The sequence below is a fragment of the Streptomyces sp. JJ38 genome, assembly GCF_019303475.1.
Taxonomy (GTDB): domain Bacteria; phylum Actinomycetota; class Actinomycetes; order Streptomycetales; family Streptomycetaceae; genus Streptomyces.
The window spans coordinates 1-21,096 of the sequence record NZ_JABLSI010000040.1 but is presented as its reverse complement, the minus strand read 5'-3'; the positions used below and the strand labels follow the sequence as shown (position 1 = coordinate 21,096).

Annotated in this window: 18 protein-coding genes; 5 read left to right on the top strand and 13 right to left on the bottom strand. The window is 71.9% G+C overall.

Features of this window, described 5'->3' with window-relative positions; genetic code table 11:
• Positions 1–30 precede the first annotated feature (30 nt).
• Together HPT28_RS20290 and HPT28_RS20285 are read left to right on the top strand one after the other, a co-directional pair.
• The gene (locus HPT28_RS20290) at positions 31–918 is read left to right on the top strand and encodes a DsbA family protein (protein ID WP_219092593.1); all 888 of its coding nucleotides are present in this window, start codon (positions 31–33) and stop codon (positions 916–918) included.
• A 205-nt stretch (positions 919–1,123) separates the two neighbouring features.
• A complete protein-coding gene (locus tag HPT28_RS20285; protein ID WP_219092592.1) occupies positions 1,124–2,812 on the top strand; it encodes an alkaline phosphatase in 1,689 nt (562 codons plus the stop codon).
• Between the two features lie 52 nt (positions 2,813–2,864).
• Here the strand turns inward: HPT28_RS20285 and HPT28_RS20280 are convergent, their stop codons facing one another.
• Positions 2,865–3,473, bottom strand: coding sequence for a dienelactone hydrolase family protein (locus HPT28_RS20280; protein WP_219092591.1), 609 nt, complete (start codon positions 3,471–3,473; stop codon positions 2,865–2,867).
• Positions 3,474–3,579: 106 nt separating this feature from the next.
• Here HPT28_RS20280 and HPT28_RS20275 point away from each other — a divergent pair, with 106 nt between their 5' ends.
• Positions 3,580–4,608: a mechanosensitive ion channel family protein gene (locus tag HPT28_RS20275; RefSeq protein ID WP_219092590.1), complete on the top strand. Its 1,029-nt coding sequence runs from the start codon at positions 3,580–3,582 to the stop codon at positions 4,606–4,608.
• A gap of 52 nt (positions 4,609–4,660) precedes the next feature.
• On the opposite strand, the gene HPT28_RS20270 is transcribed toward HPT28_RS20275, so the two are convergent.
• Positions 4,661–5,608, bottom strand: a complete 948-nt coding sequence (locus tag HPT28_RS20270; protein ID WP_219092589.1) for an RluA family pseudouridine synthase — start codon at positions 5,606–5,608, stop codon at positions 4,661–4,663.
• Positions 5,609–5,755: 147 nt separating this feature from the next.
• On the opposite strand from HPT28_RS20270, the gene HPT28_RS20265 reads away from it, so the two are divergent.
• Positions 5,756–7,006 carry a peptidase M6 gene (locus HPT28_RS20265; RefSeq protein WP_219092588.1) on the top strand — a complete coding sequence of 417 codons (1,251 nt, stop codon included), beginning with the start codon at positions 5,756–5,758 and terminating at the stop codon, positions 7,004–7,006.
• Positions 7,007–7,018: 12 nt separating this feature from the next.
• Here the strand turns inward: HPT28_RS20265 and lspA are convergent, their stop codons facing one another.
• Positions 7,019–7,576, bottom strand: coding sequence for a signal peptidase II (lspA, locus tag HPT28_RS20260; RefSeq protein ID WP_219092619.1), 558 nt, complete (start codon positions 7,574–7,576; stop codon positions 7,019–7,021).
• Between the two features lie 46 nt (positions 7,577–7,622).
• Positions 7,623–8,516 carry a TraR/DksA family transcriptional regulator gene (locus tag HPT28_RS20255; RefSeq protein ID WP_219092587.1) on the bottom strand — a complete coding sequence of 298 codons (894 nt, stop codon included), beginning with the start codon at positions 8,514–8,516 and terminating at the stop codon, positions 7,623–7,625.
• Between the two features lie 511 nt (positions 8,517–9,027).
• Between HPT28_RS20255 and ileS the strand changes: the two genes are divergently transcribed.
• Complete coding sequence (ileS, locus tag HPT28_RS20250; RefSeq protein ID WP_219092586.1) at positions 9,028–12,171, top strand: isoleucine--tRNA ligase; 3,144 nt, start codon at positions 9,028–9,030, stop codon at positions 12,169–12,171.
• Between the two features lie 234 nt (positions 12,172–12,405).
• Here the strand turns inward: ileS and HPT28_RS20245 are convergent, their stop codons facing one another.
• From HPT28_RS20245 to ftsW, 9 genes are all read right to left on the bottom strand, one after another.
• A complete protein-coding gene (locus tag HPT28_RS20245; RefSeq protein ID WP_219092585.1) occupies positions 12,406–13,536 on the bottom strand; it encodes a DivIVA domain-containing protein in 1,131 nt (376 codons plus the stop codon).
• 49 nt (positions 13,537–13,585) lie between these two features.
• Positions 13,586–13,870, bottom strand: a complete 285-nt coding sequence (locus tag HPT28_RS20240) for a YggT family protein (protein WP_219092584.1) — start codon at positions 13,868–13,870, stop codon at positions 13,586–13,588.
• A 69-nt stretch (positions 13,871–13,939) separates the two neighbouring features.
• Positions 13,940–14,560 (bottom strand): cell division protein SepF, encoded by a 621-nt coding sequence (locus HPT28_RS20235; protein ID WP_219092583.1) that lies wholly within the window; start codon positions 14,558–14,560, stop codon positions 13,940–13,942.
• Between the two features lie 120 nt (positions 14,561–14,680).
• Complete coding sequence (locus HPT28_RS20230; protein WP_219092582.1) at positions 14,681–15,439, bottom strand: YggS family pyridoxal phosphate-dependent enzyme; 759 nt, start codon at positions 15,437–15,439, stop codon at positions 14,681–14,683.
• 3 nt (positions 15,440–15,442) lie between these two features.
• A complete protein-coding gene (gene pgeF, locus HPT28_RS20225; protein WP_219092581.1) occupies positions 15,443–16,174 on the bottom strand; it encodes a peptidoglycan editing factor PgeF in 732 nt (243 codons plus the stop codon).
• 35 nt (positions 16,175–16,209) lie between these two features.
• Positions 16,210–17,436 (bottom strand): cell division protein FtsZ, encoded by a 1,227-nt coding sequence (ftsZ, locus tag HPT28_RS20220; RefSeq protein WP_219092580.1) that lies wholly within the window; start codon positions 17,434–17,436, stop codon positions 16,210–16,212.
• A 397-nt stretch (positions 17,437–17,833) separates the two neighbouring features.
• The gene (locus HPT28_RS20215; RefSeq protein ID WP_219092579.1) at positions 17,834–18,697 is read right to left on the bottom strand and encodes an FtsQ-type POTRA domain-containing protein; all 864 of its coding nucleotides are present in this window, start codon (positions 18,695–18,697) and stop codon (positions 17,834–17,836) included.
• A 33-nt stretch (positions 18,698–18,730) separates the two neighbouring features.
• Entirely contained in the window at positions 18,731–19,825 is a 1,095-nt protein-coding gene (gene murG / locus HPT28_RS20210) for an undecaprenyldiphospho-muramoylpentapeptide beta-N-acetylglucosaminyltransferase (RefSeq protein ID WP_219092578.1), read from the bottom strand.
• Positions 19,826–19,831: 6 nt separating this feature from the next.
• Positions 19,832–21,091 carry a putative lipid II flippase FtsW gene (ftsW, locus tag HPT28_RS20205; RefSeq protein ID WP_257578996.1) on the bottom strand — a complete coding sequence of 420 codons (1,260 nt, stop codon included), beginning with the start codon at positions 21,089–21,091 and terminating at the stop codon, positions 19,832–19,834.
• Positions 21,092–21,096: the final 5 nt, after the last annotated feature.

Here is a 21,096-nt window from a genome sequence, read left to right as displayed (position 1 = left end):
CCCGTACCGAACACCACGGAGCATGACGTCATGAGCAAGCGCAACAGCCAGGAAGCCAAGAGGGCCGCCCGCGAGCGGCTGCGCATCGAGCGCGAGCAGCAGGCCAAGAAGGAGAGGATGCGTCGCCAGCTGGGCGTCGCCGGGGCCGTCGTCGCCGTCCTGGCCATCGCCGCCGGTATCGGCGTCGCGATCACCAACATGACCACCTCAGGTGGCGAGGGTGACAACAGCGACTGGTCCGCCGCCTCCACCGTCGCCGGCGACCCGAAGGAGTCAAAGGGCGAGGGCGACTACAAGAAGTACGTGGCGCCCGCGAACACGCAGGGTGAGAACGGCACGGACATCATCATCGGTGACGAGGACGCGAAGAACACCGTCACCCTGTACGAGGACATGCGCTGCCCCGTCTGCGCCGTGTTCGAGCAGTCCGTCGGCGACATCGTCATGAAGGACGTCGAAGACGGCAATTACAAGGCCGAATTCGTCTTCGGGACGTTCCTCGACGGTGACACCGCCGACAAGCTGGGAAACAGCAGCGGCTCCAAGAACGCCCTCAGCGCCCTCGGCGCGGCACTCGACGTCAGCCCCGAAGCGTTCCTGGAGTACAAGAAACTGCTGTACTCGGCCGATGTCCACCCCGATGAGCGCGTCGACGAGTTCGCCGATGACGAGAAGCTCATCGAGATCGCCCAGGACGTGAAGGAACTCAAGGACAACGATCAGTTCGAGAAGGCCGTCACCAACGGCACCTTCGACCCGTGGGCCCTCAAGATCTCGGACAAGTTCCGCGCCGCCGAGGACGTCCAGGGCACGCCGACCGTCAAGCTGAACGGTGAGAAGGTCACCAACGAGCGCGGCACGGCGCCGATGACACCCCCGGAGTACAAGTCCGTCGTCCAGGACAAGCTGGAGAAGTAACCCGGGTTCCCGGGGCGGCGGGCGGTGTCCTTCGGGGCACCGCCCGCCGGCGTGTGCGGGGTCCGGGGCGCGGCCGGACGGGGGTACGCGTGGCCGGTCGGGCGCATGTGGCGGGCGCGGGTGCGTGTGGCGAGTGGCGGGCGATTGCGTGAACAGCCGGAAGTCACCCTTGCGTTGACGCCGGGTTGTCCTACCCTGCGGTAACGTGACGCAACTTGACGCTGACACCTCAACCACCGCCGCGCCGTCCGACAGACTCGCGCGGCCCGCGACCGCCCCCCGGCGTCGCACCGTCCTCGCCGCCGCCGCGACCACCGCCGCCTTGGTACCGCTCGGCGCGGGCGCCACGGCCGGCGCCGCCGAGACCGGCCCCGCCTTCCTGCACGGCGTCGCCTCCGGCGACCCGCTGCCCGACGGCGTCCTGCTGTGGACCCGCGTGACCCCCGAGCCCGGCGCCACCCCCGGCTCGGGGCGCGGCGCCGCCCTGGACGTGGCGTGGGAGGTGGCCGAGGACGCCGCCTTCAGCCGCGTCGCCGCCCGCGGCACCGTCCAGACCGGCCCCGGCACGGACCACACGGTCAAGGCCGACGTGCGCGGGCTGCGGCCCGGCACCGCTTACCACTACCGCTTCACCGCGGGCGGCACCCGCTCCCCCGCCGGGCGCACGCGCACGGCACCGGCCGCCGACGCGACCCCGGACAACCTGCGCCTGGGCACCGTCTCCTGCTCCAACTGGGAGGCGGGCTACTTCTCCGTCTACCGGCACCTCGCGGCCCGCGACGACCTGCACGCCGTCCTGCACCTGGGCGACTACCTCTACGAGTACGCGACCGGCACCTACGGTACCCGTGGCCGGACGGTCCGTCCCCACGAACCGGCCCACGAGATGACCAGCCTGGCGGACTACCGCACGCGCCATGGCCAGTACAAGACCGACGGCGACCTACAGGCTCTGCACGCCGCCCACCCGGTCATCGCCATGTGGGACGACCACGAGTTCGCCAACAACGCCTGGTCGGGCGGGGCCGAGAACCACACCCCGGGTGAGGAGGGCTCCTGGTCGGCCCGCGTGGCCGCCGCGAAGCAGGCCTACTTCGAGTGGATGCCCGTCCGGCCCTCCACCGCCGGCACCACCTACCGCCGCCTGCGCTTCGGCACCCTGGCCGACCTGCACCTGCTGGACCTGCGCTCGTTCCGCAGCGAGCAGTCCGGCTTCGGTGACGGCGCCGTCGACGACCCCGAGCGCACCGTCACCGGCCGCGCCCAGCTGGACTGGCTGAAGTCCGGCCTGGCCGCCTCCTCCTCACGCTGGCGGCTCGTCGGCACCTCGGTGATGATCTCGCCGATGGCGTTCGGCTCACTGCCCGCGTATCTGCTGCGGCCCATCGCCGAGCTGCTGGGGACGCCCAGCGAGGGCCTGGCCCTCAACACCGACCAGTGGGACGGCTACACCGACGACCGCCGCGAGCTCCTCTCCCACCTGCGCTCGCGCGGCATCGACAACACCGTCTTCCTGACCGGCGACATCCACATGTCCTGGGCCAACGACGTCCCCGTGGAGGCGGCGACGTACCCCCACTCGGGCACGGCGGCGACCGAGTTCGTCGTCACCTCCGTCACCTCGGACAACATCGACGACTACGTGCGGCTCCCGGAGGGCTGGACGAGCCCGATCGTCTCGGGGACGCTGCGGGCGGCCAACCGGCACGCCCAGTGGATCGACTCGGACATCCACGGCTACGGCGTCCTGGACGTGACCGCCGAGCGCACGCAGATGGACTTCTACCGCGTCTCCGACAAGACCGAGCGGGGCGCCGACAGCCACCACGTGCGTTCCTACCTGACGCTCTCCGGCACCCAGCGGGTGGCCGAGGCGGACGGTCCGGTGCGCTGACCGCGCCCCTCCGGTCCCGGGGCCCGCGGAACGTGCCCCGGGACCGGACGCGTCAGGCGGCCCCGGAGGCCGCGGCGGCGTCCGTCCCGGCGAGGAAGTCCAGGGCGACGCGCCACGTCCGCTCCGCGGCCTCGGCGTCGTGGTCCTCCAGGTCCGGGTCGGTGTAGAGGTGCCCGGCTCCGGCGTAGCGGTGGACCTCGACGTCGGCTCCCGCCCGTTCCATCCGGAGGTACCAGGCGTTCAGCCAGTCGTCGGGCTCGAAGGGGTCGGGCTCGGCGACGTGGAGCTGCACGGGCAGGCCGTCCACGGCGGCTCCCTCGGGCACGTCGGAGGTGCCGTGCAGGAGCAGCAGGGCACGGGCCTTCTCGTCGCCCAGCGCGACGCTCTGCGCGATGGCGGCCCCCAGCGAGAATCCCGCGTACACCACGCCGCGTTCGGAGAGCGGGGCCACCGCGGCCACGGCGCGGCGCAGGAGCTCCTCCCGGCCGAGCTCCTCCATGACGGCACGGCCCTCCTCGACGGTCTCCAGGACCCGGCCGTCGTAGAGGTCGGGCACGTGCACCTCGTGCCCGGCGGCCCGCAGCCGTTCGGCCGCGGCCTCCACTGCGGGCCTGCGCCCGTAGATCGAGTGGAACAGCACCACGGTGGCCAACGCCGTCACTTCCTTCCGTTCCCGTCCCCGCCCCCGACGGTCCCGTGGGCGGGGGTCCCCATCGTGACAGGTACGGTCGAGTGAGCCTCTCACCCCTCAAGGAGTTCGAAGCGCCATGGAGAACGTGCTGCGACCGGTCATCGTGTTCGGTGGTGCCCTCGTCGTCGCCTGGATCGTCGCCTGGGTCGTGGACCGGCTGCTCGTGCGGATCGACGCCCGGCACCCGGAGACCCCGATGTGGGGCCTGCTGCGTCAGGGACGCACCCCGTTCACGGCGGTGCTGTTCGTCGCCCTGGTACGCGGCTTCTTCGGCAGCACGCACCTCGCGGTCGACAGCCGGGAGACGGTCGAGCTGTGGCTGACGATCATAATGATCGCCGCCTCCGCCTGGCTCGCCCTGCGCGTGGCGGCGGCGGTCATGGAGACGACGTCCGCCCGCTACACCGGCGCCGCCCACGATCCGGCGCGCGCCCGCCGGGTGCGGACGCAGCTGACGCTGATCCAGCGCCTGGTGACGACCGTGGTCATCGTGGTCGCGGCGGCGGCCATCCTGTTGCAGTTCGACGGCATGAAGACCGTGGGCACCTCGATGCTGGCCTCGGCCGGCGTCCTCGGCATCGTCGCGGGCATCGCGGCGCAGTCCACGCTGAGCAACCTGTTCGCCGGGCTGTCGATCGCCTTCGGTGACATGGTGCGCATCGGCGACACCGTCGTCGTGGACGGCGAGTACGGCGTCGTGGACGAGATCACCGTGTCCTACCTCGTCCTGCTGACCTGGGACGAGCGGCGCATCACGATGCCGGTCTCCTACTTCACCAACAAGCCCTTCGAGAACTGGTCGCGCGGCGGCTCGCAGATCATCGGCACGGTGTACCTGCACCTGGACCACAACGCGCCCGTGGCCGCGCTGCGCGCCAGGACGGAGGAGGTCGTGCGGGCCAGCGACGCCTGGGACGGCCGCAGCTGGAGCCTGGTCGTGACGGACACCACGCCCAGCACGATCGAGGTCCGCGCGGCCATGTCCGCCCGGTCCGCGGACGACATCTGGACGCTGCGCTGCGAGGTGCGCGAGCAGCTCCTCGCCTGGCTGCGCGACGAGCACCCCGAAGCGCTGCCGCGCGTCCGCACCACCCGCGAGGGTTGAGCGGACCGGGGCGTCCCGTCCGCTCAACCCTCGCGGGCGGCGCCCGGGGCGGCTACGCGCTGTCGGCGCGTACCCGGTCCAGGGCCGACTGGAGGTCCTCCGGGTACGCGCTCTCGAACTCGACCCAGCCGCCGTCGGACGGGTGCTCGAAACCCAGCCGCATGGCGTGCAGCCACTGCCGGGTGAGGCCCAGCCGGCGGGCCAGCGTGGGATCGGCGCCGTAGGTGAGGTCGCCCGCGCACGGGTGCCGGTGGGCCGCCATGTGGACCCGGATCTGGTGGGTGCGGCCCGTCTCCAGCTTGATGTCCAGCAGGCTGGCCGCGCGGAACGCCTCGATCAGGTCGTAGTGGGTGACCGACGGCTTGCCGTCCGCGACGACCGCCCACTTGTAGTCGTGCTGCGGGTGCCGGCCGATCGGTGCGTCGATGGTGCCGCTGAGCGGGTCGGGGTGGCCCTGGACGAGGGCGTGGTAGCGCTTGTCCACCACCCGGTCCCGGAACTGCTGCTTGAGCCGGCTGTAGGCACGCTCCGACTTGGCGACGACCATCAGCCCCGACGTGCCCACGTCCAGCCGGTGCACGATGCCCTGGCGCTCGGCGGCGCCCGAGGTGGCGATCGTGTACCCGGCCGCGGCCAGACCGCCGATGACGGTGGGCCCGGTCCACCCGGGGCTGGGGTGCGCCGCGACTCCGACCGGCTTCATGACGACGACGAGGTCCTCGTCGTCGTGCACGATCTCCATGCCCTCGACGGGCTCGGCGACCACCCGCACCGGGGCGGGGGGCGCGGGCATCTCGACCTCCAGCCAGGCCCCGCCCTGGACGCGGTCCGACTTGCCGGCCGCCGCGCCGTCCACCCGCACCTTGCCGTCGGCGGCCAGCTCGGCGGCCTTCGTCCGGGAGAAGCCGAACATCCTGGCCAGGGCGGCGTCGACGCGTTCGCCCTCCAGGCCGTCGGGCACGGGAAGGGTACGGACCTCGGGGGATGCTGGGGTGCTCACCCCGTCGAGTATGCCGGACTCCCGCCACCCGTTCGGACCAGCCCCGCGTGCACCGGTCCCGCGCCGGGCGTAACAGTGCCATTACCCGCGGTCCCGCCCCTTCGTCGGCACGGGCCGGCACGGTCGACGCGGGGAGAGGAGCCCGCCGTGGTCCCCCGCGCCTCCGGCCGACCCCGCGCCCGCGGCCCCCGCGGCGTCCGCCACCGGCCCCCGCGTCCGCTCCCGGCCGCCGTCCTCGCACTCGCCGCCGCGGCCGTGACGCTCGCCCCCGCACCGGAGCGGGCCGCCGCGGCCCAGCGCGCCGACATCACCGGACCGTGCGCGATCGCCCCGGAGCCGCGCGGCTGGGTGGGCGAGGGCCCGTACACCGGCCGCCACCTGCAGCCGCTCGGCGAGCAGACGGCCACCGTGCTGATGGTCGACTTCCCCGACATCCCCGCCCGCAGCGCGGCGGCCGAGCGTGCCGCGTTCTTCACCGATCCAGCGGCCGACTTCCTCGCCCGCTCCTCCTACGGCCGCTACCGGCCGCGCTTCGCACCGACCGACGGCTGGGTGCGGATGCCGCGCCCCTGGAGCGCGTACGGCATCGGGCGGCGCGTTCCCACGGCCACGATGAAGCGCTACGTACAGGACGCGGTCGACGCTGCCCAGGGCCGCGGGACCGGCTTCGCCGAGACCGACCTGCTGCTCGTCGTCGCGGACGACAACGTACCCGCCTCCCCCGCGGTCTCCCAGGCCCGGACGTTCGCGGAGCTGGACGTGGGCGGACGGTCCGTCACCGCCGCCGCGCTGGTCTTCGGGCGCGAACAGGACGGCGCCGACTGGCAGCGCGGCAACTTCACCCACGAGACGCTGCACCTGTTCGGCCTGCCCGACCTCTACAACGCGGCCCGCGGCGCCTCGGTGGAGTTCGCCGGCGCCTGGGACCCGATGAGCGTGGCGGCGCGCAGCGACCTGCTCGGCTGGCACAAGTGGAAGTTCGGCTGGCTGCGCGACGCCGACGTCGGCTGCCTGCCGGACGGCGGCACCTGGCTGCTGCGGCCCGTCGGCTCCGCGGAGGGAGGCAGCATCGCCGTGGTACGGACGGGCGAGAGCACGGCGCTGGTCGCCGAGGCCCGCACCCGCACCGGGCCGGACTCCGGGATCTGCACGGAGGGTGTGCTGCTGTACACCGTCGACTCCAGCGTGCGCACGGGCCACGGCCCGGTCCGCGTGCTGGACGCCACCCCCGGCAGCGGCGGTGGCAGCCGGTGCGGGGCGTGGCGGCCGCCCGCCCTGGCCGAACTGTGGGACGCGCCGGTGCTGCCGGGCGGCAGCCACCAGCACGGGGCCGACGGCGTCACGGTGACCGTCGAGACGCGCACCGAGGACGGCTACCGCGTGCGGATCAGCCGGTGACGTCCGCCGGGCTCAGTCCCGGTGGACCCTGCCGTCCGGGTCGAGGCCGCGGAAGGACAGGATGACGATGAGGAAGCCGCCGCAGACGATGGCCGAGTCCGCCAGGTTGAAGACGGCGAAGTGGGCCGGGGCGATGAAGTCGACCACCGCCCCCTGGAAGACGCCGGGGGAACGGAAGACGCGGTCGGTCAGGTTGCCGAAGGCCCCGCCCAGCAGCAACCCCAGGGCGATCGCCCACGGCGTGCTGTAGAGCTTGCGGGCGATCCGGAAGATCACCACGATCACGGCCGCCGCGATGGCCGTGAACACGATGGTCAACGCCTCCCCCATGCCGAAGGCGGCCCCGGGGTTGCGTACGGCGTGGAAGCGCAGCAGCTCGCCGACGACCTCGATGGAGGGCTCGCCCTCCAGATACTCGACGACGACGATCTTGGAGATCAGGTCCAGCGCGTAGGCCACCGCCGCCACCCAGAGGAGTACGGCCACACGCCGCCTGCCGCGTGGCGCCTCGCCAGCGCCCCCGGACTCGTCCCTGGCCTTCTCCGGCACGTCTTCGATGGCCTGCTCCACCTCTGCTGTCACGTGACGAGCGTACGACACCGGCCGTCGCCCGCCCTCAGTGCCGCTCCTGCTTCTGCTTGCACTCCACACACAGCGTGGCCCGGGGAAACGCCTGCATCCGCGCCTTGCCGATCGGGTTGCCGCAGTTCTCGCACAGGCCGTAGGTGCCCGCCGCGATGCGTTCGAGGGCACGCTCGCTCTGGTACATCATCTCGCGGGCGTTCTCGGCCACGGCCATCTCGTGCTCACGCGTGATGTTCTTGGTCCCGGTGTCGGCCTGGTCGTCCCCGGCCCCGTCCCCCGGGTCCCGCATGAGGCCCGCCAGCGCCCGCTCGGCCGCCTCGATCTCGGTGCGCAGGCGTTCCACCTCGGTCGCCAGCTCGCTCCGGGCCTCGGCGACCTCGGTGTCCGTCCAGGGCTCCTCGCCCACCCGGACGGCCAGCTCCTCCGGTGCCGCAGCGATGCGGGCCTGGGGCACGGCCGTCTGGGTACCCGTCGTCGTCTTCTTCGCAGCCACCGCTCCGGCTCCCGTCTTCCGTCGGGCCGCTTCTGGGCCCAGCGTGTCCTTCTCGTGTCGGTCCGGCTTCCGCGCCGGGGCCTTCCCGGCCGTCGCCTTCTTGGCCGCCGTCTTCTTCGCGGCGGTCTTCTTCGCCGCTGTCTTCTTCGTGGTGGTCGTCTTCGCCGCCGTCTTCTTCGCCGCTGTCTTCTTCGTGGTGGTGGTCTTCTTCGCGGCCTTCTTGGCGGCGGCCCGCTGAGCAGGTGCCTTGCCGGTCGTCTTCCCGGGCGTCTTCCTCGCCGTGGCCTTCCCCTCCGGGGGCTCGGCGCCACCCCGGGCCGCCTCGGTGCCGGCGGGCTTGGCCGGCGCCTTCTTCGCCGCCGCCCTCCCGGCCGCGGGGCCACCCTTGGCCGGCGTCTTCCTGGCGGCTGCCTTCTTCGCCACGCCTGCCATCGCCGCGACCCCTTCACATAGTGTGATCTTGCTCGCGAATCGTGCCGGAACGATAAATCGACTCGAAGCACGCGGCAACGGGACGCGCCGTTCGGTACGTGATCTTCGCGGGAGCGCCGCCCGGCGCCCGCGAAGGCGTTGTGCCCCAGCCCCACGCCGCGGAAACCGCTCGGCAGCGCTTCCGCACGGCCCGTACACTGGTCGGCAGCGAAAGGCATGGATGGGGACGAGTAGCGTCCGTACGCAGCCCAGAGCGACCCGGGGACGGTGAGAGCCCGGGGGCGAGCGCGACGCGAAGATCACCCCGGAGCCGCCGGAAGAAAGCCGCACCCTCCGGGTGGGTGAGTAGAACCGGCACCGCAGGGGCCGCCCCCGGGCGTCACCCCGGCCCAATGAGCGGGCGGTGGGTCACGAGCATCACCGCCAAGGAGGGTGGTACCGCGGGAAGCGCCGCTCGGGCGCGTCTCGTCCCTCCGACGGAAGCTGCCCTGTCCGCCGGAGGAACCATCCGATGAGTCCGACCCCGCAATACCGCCAGGTGCCCGCACAGGTGGACCTGCCCGCGCTGGAACACGCCGTGCTCGAGTTCTGGCAGGAGCAGAAGATCTTCGCCCGGACGCTGGAGGCGTCCGAGGGCCGCCCCGAGTGGGTGTTCTACGAGGGCCCCCCGACCGGCAACGGCATGCCCGGCGCGCACCACATCGAGGCCCGGGTGTTCAAGGACGTCTTCCCGCGCTTCCGCACGATGCAGGGCTACCACGTGTCTCGCAAGGCCGGGTGGGACTGCCACGGGCTGCCGGTCGAGCTGGCCGTGGAGAAGGAGCTGGGGTTCAACGGCAAGCAGGACATCGAGGCGTACGGTATCGCCGAGTTCAACGCCAGGTGCCGGGAGTCGGTGACGCGCTACACCGACGCCTTCGCCGAGCTCACCCGCCGCATGGGCTACTGGGTGGACCTGGACGACGCCTACCGCACGATGGACCCGCAGTACATCGAGAGCGTGTGGTGGTCGCTGAAGGAGATCTTCGGCAAGGGCCTGCTGAAGCAGGACCACCGTGTCGCCCCCTGGTGCCCGCGCTGCGGCACCGGCCTGTCCGACCACGAGCTGGCGCAGGGCTACGAGACGGTCGTCGACCCGTCGGTCTACGTCCGGCTGCCGCTCACGTCCGGGCCACTGGCCGGGGAGGCGTCGCTGCTGGTGTGGACGACGACGCCGTGGACGCTGGTGTCGAACACCGCCGTGGCCGCGCATCCGGAGGTGACCTACGTGGTCGCCACCGACGGGAACGAGAAGCTGGTGGTCGCCGAGCCGCTGCTGGCCAAGGCGCTCGGCGAGGGCTGGACGGCGACGGGGCAGAGCTTCACCGGCGCGGAGATGGAGCGCTGGGCCTACCGGCGTCCGTTCGAGCTGGTCGAGCTGGAGGGCGCCAACTTCGTCGTGGGCGCCGACTACGTGACGACGGACGACGGCACCGGCCTCGTCCACCAGGCCCCCGCCTTCGGTGAGGACGACCTGCGGGTGTGCCGCGCGTACGGGCTGCCGGTGGTGAACCCGGTGCGGCCCGACGGCACTTTCGAGCCCGGGCTCGGCCTCGTGGGCGGCCAGTTCTTCAAGAAGGCCGACGAGGTGCTCGTCGCCGACCTGGACGCCCGCGGGCTGCTCTTCCGCCACCTGGCGTACGAGCACAGCTACCCGCACTGCTGGCGCTGCCACACCGCGCTGCTCTACTACGCGCAGCCGTCCTGGTACATCCGCACCACGCAGATCAAGGAGCAGCTGCTCCAGGAGAACGAGAAGACCAACTGGTACCCCGACTCGGTCAAGCACGGCCGCTTCGGCGACTGGCTGAGCAACAACATCGACTGGGCGCTGTCCCGCAACCGCTACTGGGGCACCCCGCTGCCCATCTGGCGCTGCGCCGAGGGACACCTGATCTGCGTCGGCTCGCTGACGGAGCTGAGTGAGCTGAGCGGTACGGACCAGAGCGAGCTCGACCCGCACCGGCCGTTCATCGACGCGGTGACGTTCCCGTGCACCGCCGAGGGCTGCGGGCTGGAGGCCACCCGCGTCCCGGAGGTGATCGACGCCTGGTACGACTCCGGCTCGATGCCCTTCGCGCAGTGGGGCTACCCGTACCGGAACAAGGAGATCTTCGAGCAGCGCTACCCGGCGCAGTTCATCTCCGAGGCCATCGACCAGACCCGCGGCTGGTTCTACACGCTGATGGCGGTCGGCACCCTGGTGTTCGGCCGGTCCAGCTACGAGAACGTGGTGTGCCTGGGCCACATCCTGGCCGAGGACGGCCGCAAGATGTCCAAGCACCTGGGCAACATCCTGGAACCCATCCCGCTGATGGAGCAGCACGGCGCGGACGCGGTGCGCTGGTTCATGGCGGCCGGCGGCTCCCCTTGGGCGGCGCGCCGCGTGGGGCACGGCACGATCCAGGAGGTCGTGCGCAAGACCCTGCTGACCTACTGGAACACCGTGGCCTTCCAGGCCCTCTACGCCCGGACGAGCGGCTGGGCACCGGGGGACGCCGACCCGGCTCCGCACGAGCGCCCACTGCTGGACCGCTGGCTGCTGAGCGAGCTGCACGCGCTCGTCGACCTGGTCACGCGGGCCATGGAGAACTTCGACACGCAGCGCGCGGGCAAGCTGCTGTCGACCTTCGTCGACGACCTGTCCAACTGGTACGTGCGCCGTTCCCGGCGTCGGTTCTGGCAGGGCGACGCGGCGGCGCTGCGGACCCTGCACGACGTCCTGGAGACGGTGACGCGGCTGATGGCGCCGCTGGTCCCGTTCGTCACCGAGCGGGTCTGGCAGGACCTGGTGGTGCCGGTGACGCCGGACGCGCCGGAGTCGGTGCACCTGGCCAACTGGCCGGTCGCCACGCCGGAAGCCATCGACGAGCGGCTCTCAGTGGACATGCTGCTGGTGCGCCGGCTCGTGGAGCTGGGCCGGGCGACCCGGGCGGAGTCGGGGGTGAAGACGCGTCAGCCGCTGTCCCGGGCACTGATCGCCGCGCAGGGCTTCGAGTTGCTGGACGACGACCTGCGCGCCCAGATCGCCGAGGAGCTGAACGTCAGCCGCCTCGCGTCGCTGGGCGAGGTCGGCGGCTCACTGGTGGACACCACGGCGAAGGCCAACTTCCGTGCGCTGGGACGCCGCTTCGGCAAGCGCACGCAGCCGGTCGCCGCGGCGATCGCCGCGGCCGACGCCGCCGAGCTCTCGGCGGCGCTGCGGGCGGGGACGGCCGGGGTGACGGTCGACGGCGAGCACATCGCCCTGACCCCGGAGGAGGTCATCATCACCGAGACGCCCCGCGAGGGCTGGTCGGTGGCCTCCGACTCGGGCGCGACGGTCGCGCTGGACCTGGAGATCACGCCAAAGCTGCGCCGGGCTGGTCTCGCCCGGGACGCCATCCGGCTGGTCCAGGAGGCGCGGAAGAACAGCGGTCTCGACGTGGCGGACAAGATCCACCTGCGGTGGACGTCTGACGACGAGGAGCTCGCGGCCGCGCTGACCGAGCACGCGGAGCTGATCGCCGGCGAGGTGCTGGCGGAATCGCTGTCCGCCGAGCCGGCGGACGACGCGTTCGGGCCGGAGTTCTCGGACGAGTCGCTGTCCCTGACGTTCCGCCTCCGCAAGGCGTGACCCCCGCTCCCCGCGCCCCGCAAGGGGCGCGGGGAACTGCGCGACCGGCCACAGCGGAGCCGCGGCCCGCGACGCGCCGGCGGGGGCACCCCCTGCGCGGGCCGCGCCCGGAGCCGGGGGCTGCGCTTGCCAGCCCTGCGCCTCGGCGCGGACCTCCCCAGCGCAGCACGTGAACGGGCCGAACCCCTCAAGGGGTTCGGCCCGTTCACGTCGGCTCGGCTCAGCGGCGCAGGCTCAGTTGTCGTCCTCGTCGATCAGGAAGCCCCGCATCGGCGACGGCGCCTGCTGCTGCATCGGCTGCTGACCCTGCGGGCGGACCGGTGCCATCGGCTGCGTCATGGCCGGGGACATCTGCTGCTGACCGCCGTAGGTCTGGCCGCCGCCCTGGCCGTGTCCACCGCCGGGGTTGCCGCCCTGCGTGTGGCCACCGCCCATGGACTGGCCGCCCATCGTCTGGTGGCCGCCCATCGTGCCGCCCGAGGGGGCACCGGCTGAGGCCATCGACGGGGAGGCCGGCAGCGAGGCGGCGGCCGGGCTGCGCGGCGGCGCGAGTGAGTCGTCGGACTGGTTCTCCAGCTGGCGGAGCTGGCTCTCCAGGTAGGACTTCAGCCGCGTGCGGTACTCCCGCTCGAAGCCGCGCAGGTCCTCGACCTTGCGCTCCAGCGTGGCGCGGGCGGACTCCAGGGAGCCCATCGCGACGCGGTGCTTCTCCTGGGCGTCCCGCTCCAGCGCGTCGGCCTTGGCGCGGGCGTCGCGCTCCAGACCCTCGGCGCGGCTGCGGGCCTCACCGACGATCTTGTTCGCCTCGGAGCGCGCCTCGGCGATCGCCTGGTCGGCGGTCTGCTGGGCCAGCGAGAGCACGCGGGCGGCGCTGTCGTTGCCACCACCCTGCTGCATCTGCGGAGGACCGCCGTGACCGCCCATCGGGCCCGGGCCGCCACTCATCGGGCCGGGACCGTGCTGCTGCTGGTGCTGGCCGTGCTGGCCAGGACCGGGCTGGCCGCCCTGAGGGCCGCCGGGACCTGCGGGCAGCTGGGGTGCACCGGGGAGCTGGGGCGGACCGCCCATCTGCTGCTGACCCGGGGGCACCGGCTGCGGACCGGATATGGCCGGCGGCACCGGACCCTGCTGGGTTCGGTCCTCCGGGGGTTTGCGCATGCCCTGTTGTTGCTGCTGTTGGTTCTGCGCCGCGGCCCGCGTGGCAGCGGCCAGCTTGGCGCGCAGATCCTCGTTCTCCCGCAGCAGCCTGGTCAGCTCTGCTTCGACCTCGTCGAGGAAGGCATCGACCTCGTCCTCGTCATAGCCTTCTCGGAGGCGGACGGTCGTGAACTGCTTGTTCCGCACGTCCTCGGGGGTCAGCGGCATCTCTTCACCTCAACGTAGGTCATCGGCATATCGGCAAGACCGTACTCGTTCACAGCCCGCCCACGATCCGGATCAGGATGAAAACGATGATCATCAATACGAAGAAGGACAGGTCTAGCGCCACGCCCCCGAAGCGCAGCGGCGGAATGAACCGCCGCAGAAGCCTCAGCGGCGGATCGGTGACAGTGTAGGTCCCCTCCAGAACGACCACCATCGCCTTGCCGGGTTGCCATGAGCGGGCGAACATGAAGACGTAGTCCATGATCAGCCGGAAGATCAGCACGTACAGGAAAACGTTCAGCGCCACGAGGACCACTTGTTGTGCGATGCCCATCGTGTGCTTCCCTCTCCCCTGGGACATGCCCGGCCGCCGATCGGCCGGGGCTGTTTCCGGTGTTGCGTCTCAGCTCTGGTTGAAGAACCCGCCCTCTGCGATGCGGGCCTTGTCCTCCGCCGTTACATCGACGTTAGCAGGAGACAGCAGGAAGACCTTCTGCGTCACCCGTTCAATGCTCCCGTGCAGGCCGAAGACGAGGCCGGCAGCGAAGTCGACAAGTCGCTTCGCGTCCGTGTCGTCCATCTCGGTGAGGTTCATGATCACCGGAGTGCCCTCACGGAAGTGTTCCCCGATGGTACGGGCTTCGTTGTACGTCCGCGGGTGCAGCGTGGTGATCCGATAGGGCTCCCGCTCTGACACGACCTTGGGCATGATCACCGGTGCGCTCTTCTCCAGGTTCGGACGTTCGGATGTGATGGAGGACACGGGGGCGATTCTGCTCACCCGCCCGCCGTCGCCCACCAGCGCCGGCGACTGCTCCCGCTCCCGCTGGGCGGGCGGCTGGACGACGCGGACCGGATCCTCCGGCGGCGTGTCGTGGGGCGCGTGCGCCGACTGGCGCCTGCGCTCCCGCTCGGGTTCCGGTTCGGGCTCGAACTCGTCGTCGGGGTCGTACCCCCGGCCGTCATAACCATCGTCCTCCACGAGGCCGAGGTAGACCGCCATCTTGCGCATCGCGCCGGCCATGCTCCGCATCCTCCGCTCTGTGGTGGATCGGCTCCGTCCGATGGCCCCGAATCCACGTAGTCTGCCCGTTTAGCCGGAAATGACCATATTTTCGTCTGTAGTCCGACTTTCTTGGCGACGTTACCCGAGCCGGGGACGGACTCCGAGTACCGCGGTGCCGACGCGTACATGTGTCGCTCCCGCCGCCACCGCTTCCTCGAGGTCCGAACTCATCCCTGCCGACACCATGTTTGCAGCAGGATCGTTCCGTCGCAGCCCGCTTGAGATTTCCCCCAACCGCTGGAACGCCTCGGCGGGGCGACCCGCGTAGCGTCCCGCCAGCGGAGCCACGGTCATCACCCCGGCCAGCGAGAGGGCGGGAGCGGCGCGGACCGCCTCGGCGAGTTCCGGCACGTCGGCCGGCGCGACACCGCCGCGGCCCCCCGTGCCCGTCCCCGCGGACTCCTCCTTGTCCAGGGCCACCTGGAGGAGGCAGCGCAGCTCGCGATCCTGCCGCTCGGCCGCGGCGGACAGCGCGTTCACGAGCCGGATACGGTCCACGGAGTGCACATAATCACAGAACTCGGCAACAGAACGTGCCTTGTTGGTCTGCAGCTGCCCCACGAAGTGCCACACGAGCGGTAGGTCCGCACACGCGGCCGCCTTCGGCGCCGCCTCCTGGTGACGGTTCTCCGCGACGTGCCGCACCCCGAGTTCGGCCAGGAGCCGCACGTCGCTCGCCGGGTACGTCTTGGTGACGACGATCAGCGTCACCTCGTCGCGGGAGCGTCCGGCCGCGGCGCACGCACGGGTCAGCCGCTCCTCGACCCGGGCGAGGTTCGCCGCCAGCTCCGCCGCCCGCTCGCCCTGATCACCCGGTGTCCGCGCTTCCTGCGCCATCGTTCAGTCCTCCAGCCAGACGTAGCTCGCCAACCGCCCGGTCGTCCGTTCACGGCGGTACGAGAAATGGTCGTCCGACTCCAGGGTGCACACCTCGCTGCCGAGGACGTCGCCGACCCCCAGCTCGGCGAGCTGGGCCCGCACCCCCGCGGCCACGTCCACGGACGGCGTCCCCCACCGGGTGGTGGCGTGCGCGGCGGGAACGACGGCCGCCACCTCCGCCCGCATCGCCTCGGGTACCTCGTAGCACCCTCCGCACACCGCGGGCCCGGTACGGGCGGTGATGCGGGACGGGTCGGCGCCGAGCGCGAGCATGGCCCGCACGGTGGCGGGCACCACCCCGGCCACCAGCCCCGGGCGTCCGGCGTGCGCCGCGCCCGCGACCCCGGCCACGGGGTCCGCCAGCAGAACGGGTGTGCAGTCCGCGGTGAGGACGGCCAGGGCCAGCCCGCGGCAGGCGGTCACCACCCCGTCGACGGCGGGGGCGGCCTCCGCGCCCCAGGGCCCGTCCACCTCGACCACCTCGGCGCCGTGGACCTGGTTCATCCAGACGACCGCCGCCGGGTCCAGCCCGAGGCCTTCCGCGGCCAGTGCGCGGTTGGCCCGCACCGACAAGGCCTCGTCGCCCACCGCACCGCCCAGGTTGAGGGTGCCATAAGGAGCGGCGCTCACCCCGCCCCACCGGTCGGTGAAGGCGAAGTGGGCGCCGCTGACGGAGTCGTGCTGGCGTATCACGTCGTGCTGTGCCCGGTTCGTCAGAAGGTCGTCGGCTACTTGAGGAAGTCCGGGACGTCCAGTTCCTCGGCCTGGCTGTCCTGGTAGTCCCGGGCCGGGGGGACGTGCGGCGGCGTGACCGGCGCGGCCTCGGCCGCCGGGGCCGGGTCCACCGGTGCGGCGGGCTCGGGCTCCTCCTCGCGGGCGGGGACACTGCCCAGGCCGCCGAAGGAGGGCCGCTCGTCCGGCACCGGCGGGGCGGACCGCGGCGCGCTGCTCTGCCCGTCCTCCCTGCCGTAGGACCCGAGCGCCTTCTCCCGGTTCTTGGCCGGCGGCTGGCCCCCGTCGAACCCGGCCGCGATGACCGTCACGCGGACCTCGTCGCCCAGGGCGTCGTCGATGACGGCACCGAAAATGATGTTGGCCTCCGGGTGCGCCGCCTCGCTGACGAGCTGCGCTGCCTCGTTGATCTCGAAGAGACCGAGATCCGAGCCACCGGAGATGGAGAGCAGGACGCCGCGGGCGCCGTCGATGGACGCCTCCAGCAGAGGCGAGGAGATGGCCATCTCGGCGGCGGCGACCGCACGGTCGTCACCGCGGGCCGAGCCGATGCCCATGAGGGCCGAACCCGCCTCGGACATGACGGACTTGACGTCCGCGAAGTCCAGGTTGATGAGGCCCGGCGTCGTGATGAGGTCGGTGATGCCCTGCACACCGGACAGCAGCACCTGGTCGGCCGACTTGAAGGCGTCCAGCACGCTGACCTGCCGGTCCGAGATGGACAGCAGCCGGTCGTTCGGGATGACGATGAGGGTGTCGACCTCGTCCCGCAGGGCGGCGATGCCGTCCTCCGCCTGGTTCGCCCGGCGGCGGCCCTCGAAGGTGAACGGCCGCGTGACGACGCCGATGGTCAGCGCACCGAGCGAGCGCGCGATGTTCGCGACCACCGGGGCGCCGCCGGTACCGGTGCCGCCGCCCTCGCCCGCGGTCACGAAGACCATGTCGGCCCCCTTGAGGACCTCCTCGATCTCCTCGCGGTGGTCCTCGGCGGCCTTCCGGCCGACGTCGGGGTTGGCCCCTGCGCCGAGGCCGCGGGTGAGCTCGCGGCCGACGTCGAGCTTGACGTCGGCATCGCTCATCAACAGCGCCTGCGCGTCGGTGTTGATCGCGATGAACTCGACGCCCTTGAGACCGACCTCGATCATCCGGTTGATGGCGTTGACGCCACCGCCGCCGATGCCGACGACCTTGATGACTGCGAGGTAGTTCTGCGGTGCTGCCACGTCGAAGGCCTCTCGCCTCGAGTTACCTGTCGCCGCGCCACAGTGGGTGTGGCCGCCGACCTATGCCGATTGGGGACGGTTCGAACGCCGACCCCCAACCCTAACGCTGAAGTTTAGGGTTAACAGTGCCAGTCATTCCTTGGAGTCTCCGGAACGGACACTAAGTCGACTCGTACTGCGCGTTCAACGAACACGCCGAACCTCCCGTTTTTCTTTTCACCCTATGTGATCACTCTCGGTGCAACGCTCCCGGGTCCTGGTCAGGGCGAATACCCGTCAACCCACTTCCCGGCGGTCACCGGGAGGAGTGCCCCGCCAGAGGCGCGGGGAACGCGCGAAGCACCACAGCGGGCCCGCGGCCTGCGACGGCGGGCAGAGGCGACGGGATGGCGCGGCGTCAGCCGCCGGACGCGGCCGGGGCGCTGGGGACGCTGACGTTGTAGTGCTCGGCGTCCTTCTCCACCTTCATCAGCGCGGTGAGCACCTTCGCCTTGGCCGCGCCGTCCTCGCTGCTGCCCCACAGCACCGTCCGGTCCCCCGTCAACTCCAGGGTGATGGAGTCGAACGACCGCACGCGCACGGTCCGGGTGTCCCTGCGGACGGCCTTCGGCAGGGCGACGGCCACGCGCACCGCCTCGGCGCGCAGCCGTCCGGTGCCGAAGAACGCGTCGCTGCGGGCGTCGTCGAGGTCGAGCACCAGCAGCGGCACCCCGGCGGGACGCTCGCGGACCTCCGCGTACCGCACGCCCTCGGCGTCGACCTCGACGTAGGTGCCCTCCTCACCCGGCTTGGCGACGACGAGCCGGGGGGTGCGCTCGGTCAGTTCGAGGGTGATCCCGTCCGGCCAGTCGCGAACGGCCTCCGCCTCGGCGACCCGCCCGAGCGCCTCCTCGATCCGGCGCTCGATGGCACCGGTGTCCACCCCGGCCAGTGGCTCACCAAGCGGAACGTCGGCCGCGGCGCGCACCTGGTCCGGCGTCAGTTCGCGGGTGCCCTCGACGCGGACGTGCTCCACCCGCAGCCAGCTCGAGCCGTACAGCAGCCAGACACCGAAGCCCGCCACGGCCGCGGTCGCGACGACGGCGAGGAGGAGAGCGGTCCTGCGCGAGAGCCCCCAGGGCAGCCGGGGCGGGCGCAGCCGGCGCGGCCAGCGGGGCAGCCGCGGGCGGCGCGGCTGCCCCGGTTCCTCACCGGACCCGGCCTGCTCGCCGCCCTCGCCTCGGGTGTCCTCGGCGGTGACCGGTCCGGCTGCGCCGCCCACTGCTCCCTGCCTTCTGCGCCCCGTCTCCTGCGGCTAGGCCGCCGGTCGGGCCGCGATCGCTTCGTGCACCATGCCGACCAGCAGCTCGTCGGCGTCCCGGCGGCCGAACTCCGCCGCGCAGCGCGCCATGTCGTACAGCCGGTGCGGATCGGTGAGGACGGGGAGCACGTTGTCCTGGATCCACTCGGCGCTCAGCTCGGCGTCGTCGACGAGGAGTCCGCCGCCCGCCTTCACCACCGGCTGGGCGTTCAGCCGCTGTTCACCGTTGCCGATCGGCAGGGGGACGTAGGCGGCGGGCAGCCCGACGGCGGACAGCTCCGCGACGGTCATCGCGCCCGCGCGGCAGAGCATCATGTCCGCCGCGGCGTACGCGAGGTCCATCCGGTCCAGATACGGTACCGGTACATAGGGCGGCATTCCGGGCATGTTGTCCGGTTGCGGCAGTTCGTTCTTCGGCCCGACCGCGTGCAGGATCTGGATGCCGGAGCGCTGGAGCGTCGGCGCGATGGCCTGGACGACCTCGTTCAGCCGCCGGGCCCCCTGCGAGCCGCCCGTGACGAGCAGCGTGGGCAGGTTGGCGTCGAGCCCGAACGTGGCCCGCGCCTCGGCGCGCATCGCCTGCCGGTCGAGCGTGGCGATGGAGCGGCGCAGCGGGATGCCGACGTAGCGGGCGTGCCGCAGCTTGCTGTCGGGCGTGGAGACGGCGACGTGCCGCGTGTAGCGGGAGCCGATCTTGTTGGCCAGGCCGGGACGGGCGTTGGCCTCGTGGACGACGATGGGCACCCCGAGCCGCTTGGCGGCCAGGTAGCCGGGGAGGGCGACGTAGCCGCCGAAGCCGACGACGCAGTCGGCCTTGGTGCGCTCCAGCACCTGCTCGGCCGCCTTGATGGTGCCGCGCAGCCGCCCGGGGACCGTGATCAGCTCCGCGGTCGGTTTGCGGGGCAGCGGGACGGCCGGGATGAGGGCCAGCTCGTAGCCGCGTTCGGGGACGAGCCGGGTCTCCAGCCCGCGTTCCGTGCCCAGGGCCGTGATCCCCACGGTCGGGTCCTGCCTGCGCAGGGCGTCCGCGAGGGCGAGCGCGGGCTCGATGTGGCCGGCGGTCCCCCCACCGGCGAGTACGACATGCACCGAAATTCACCGCTCTCCGGACGACCGTTTCCTGATGGGTCGTCGCATCGTCTTCCATCTCGCGCCAGCCGGCGTCCTTGGCACACCAGGCTGCCGCATGGCCAGCGCCGCGCGTGCCGCGGGGTCGCTGCGGGCGAACGCGATCAGCAACCCGACGGCACACATTGTCGGAAGCAGCGCGGAGCCTCCGTAGGAGAACAGCGGCAGGGGGACGCCGGCGATGGGCAGCAGCCCGAGTACGGCACCGACGTTGATGGCCACCTGGCTGAGGATCCAGATGGTCACACCCCCCGCGGCGTATCTCACGAAGGGCTCCTCCGTGCGTCCGGCCACGCGGATACCCGCATAGCCTAGAGCCGCGTAGAGCATGAGGACGGACAGCGTCCCCGCCAGGCCCAGTTCCTCACCGGTGATGGCGAAGATGAAGTCCGTGTGGGGCTCTGGCAGTTCACCCCATTTCTCCACACTCGCCCCGAGGCCGGAACCGAACCAGCCGCCGGAGGCGAGGGCGTAGATGCCGTGCAGGGCCTGCCAGCAGCGGTCGTCGGGCCCCGGGTCGGAGGCGCCGAGGCAGGCGAGCCGGTCCATGCGGTGGGGCGCGACGGCGATGAGGACGACGGTGGCCCCGGCCGCGCACACGAGCGCGGAGCCGAACATGCGCACGGGGGCGCCGACGAGCCAGAGCAGGCCGAAGAGGATCGCCATGATGATCATCACGGTGCCCATGTCCCGGCCGAGCATGACGAGTGCGCAGATCAGCAGGGCTCCGGGCAGCAGCGGGACCAGCAGGTGCTTCCACTGCGTGAGCAGCTCGCGCTCCCCCTTGCGGGCCAGCAGGTCGGCCCCCCACAGCACGAGGGCGAGCTTGGCGAACTCGCTGGGCTGGAGCATGAACGGTCCGCCGACGCTGAGCCAGTTGGTGCTGCCGTTGACCTCCACGCCGACGCCCGGCACCTGGACGAGGACGAGCAGGAGGACGGTGATCACGAGAACGGGGTACGCCAGCGCACGCAGCAGCTTGACGGGCAGCCGGGAGCCGATGAGCAGGGCGGCCGTGCCCAGGACGGCGGCGACGAGCTGCTTCTTGAAGTAGTAGGTGGCGGGCAGGTCGTAGCGCAGGGCCTGGATCTGCGAGGAGGAGAAGACCATGACCAGGCCCAGCGAGGTGATCAGGAGGCTGCCGCCCAGAATCAGGTAGTAGGCGGTGAGCGGCCGGTCCCAGGCCCGCAGGGCGCGGCCGTGCAGCCGCGTCACCCGGTCGAGCAGGGCGC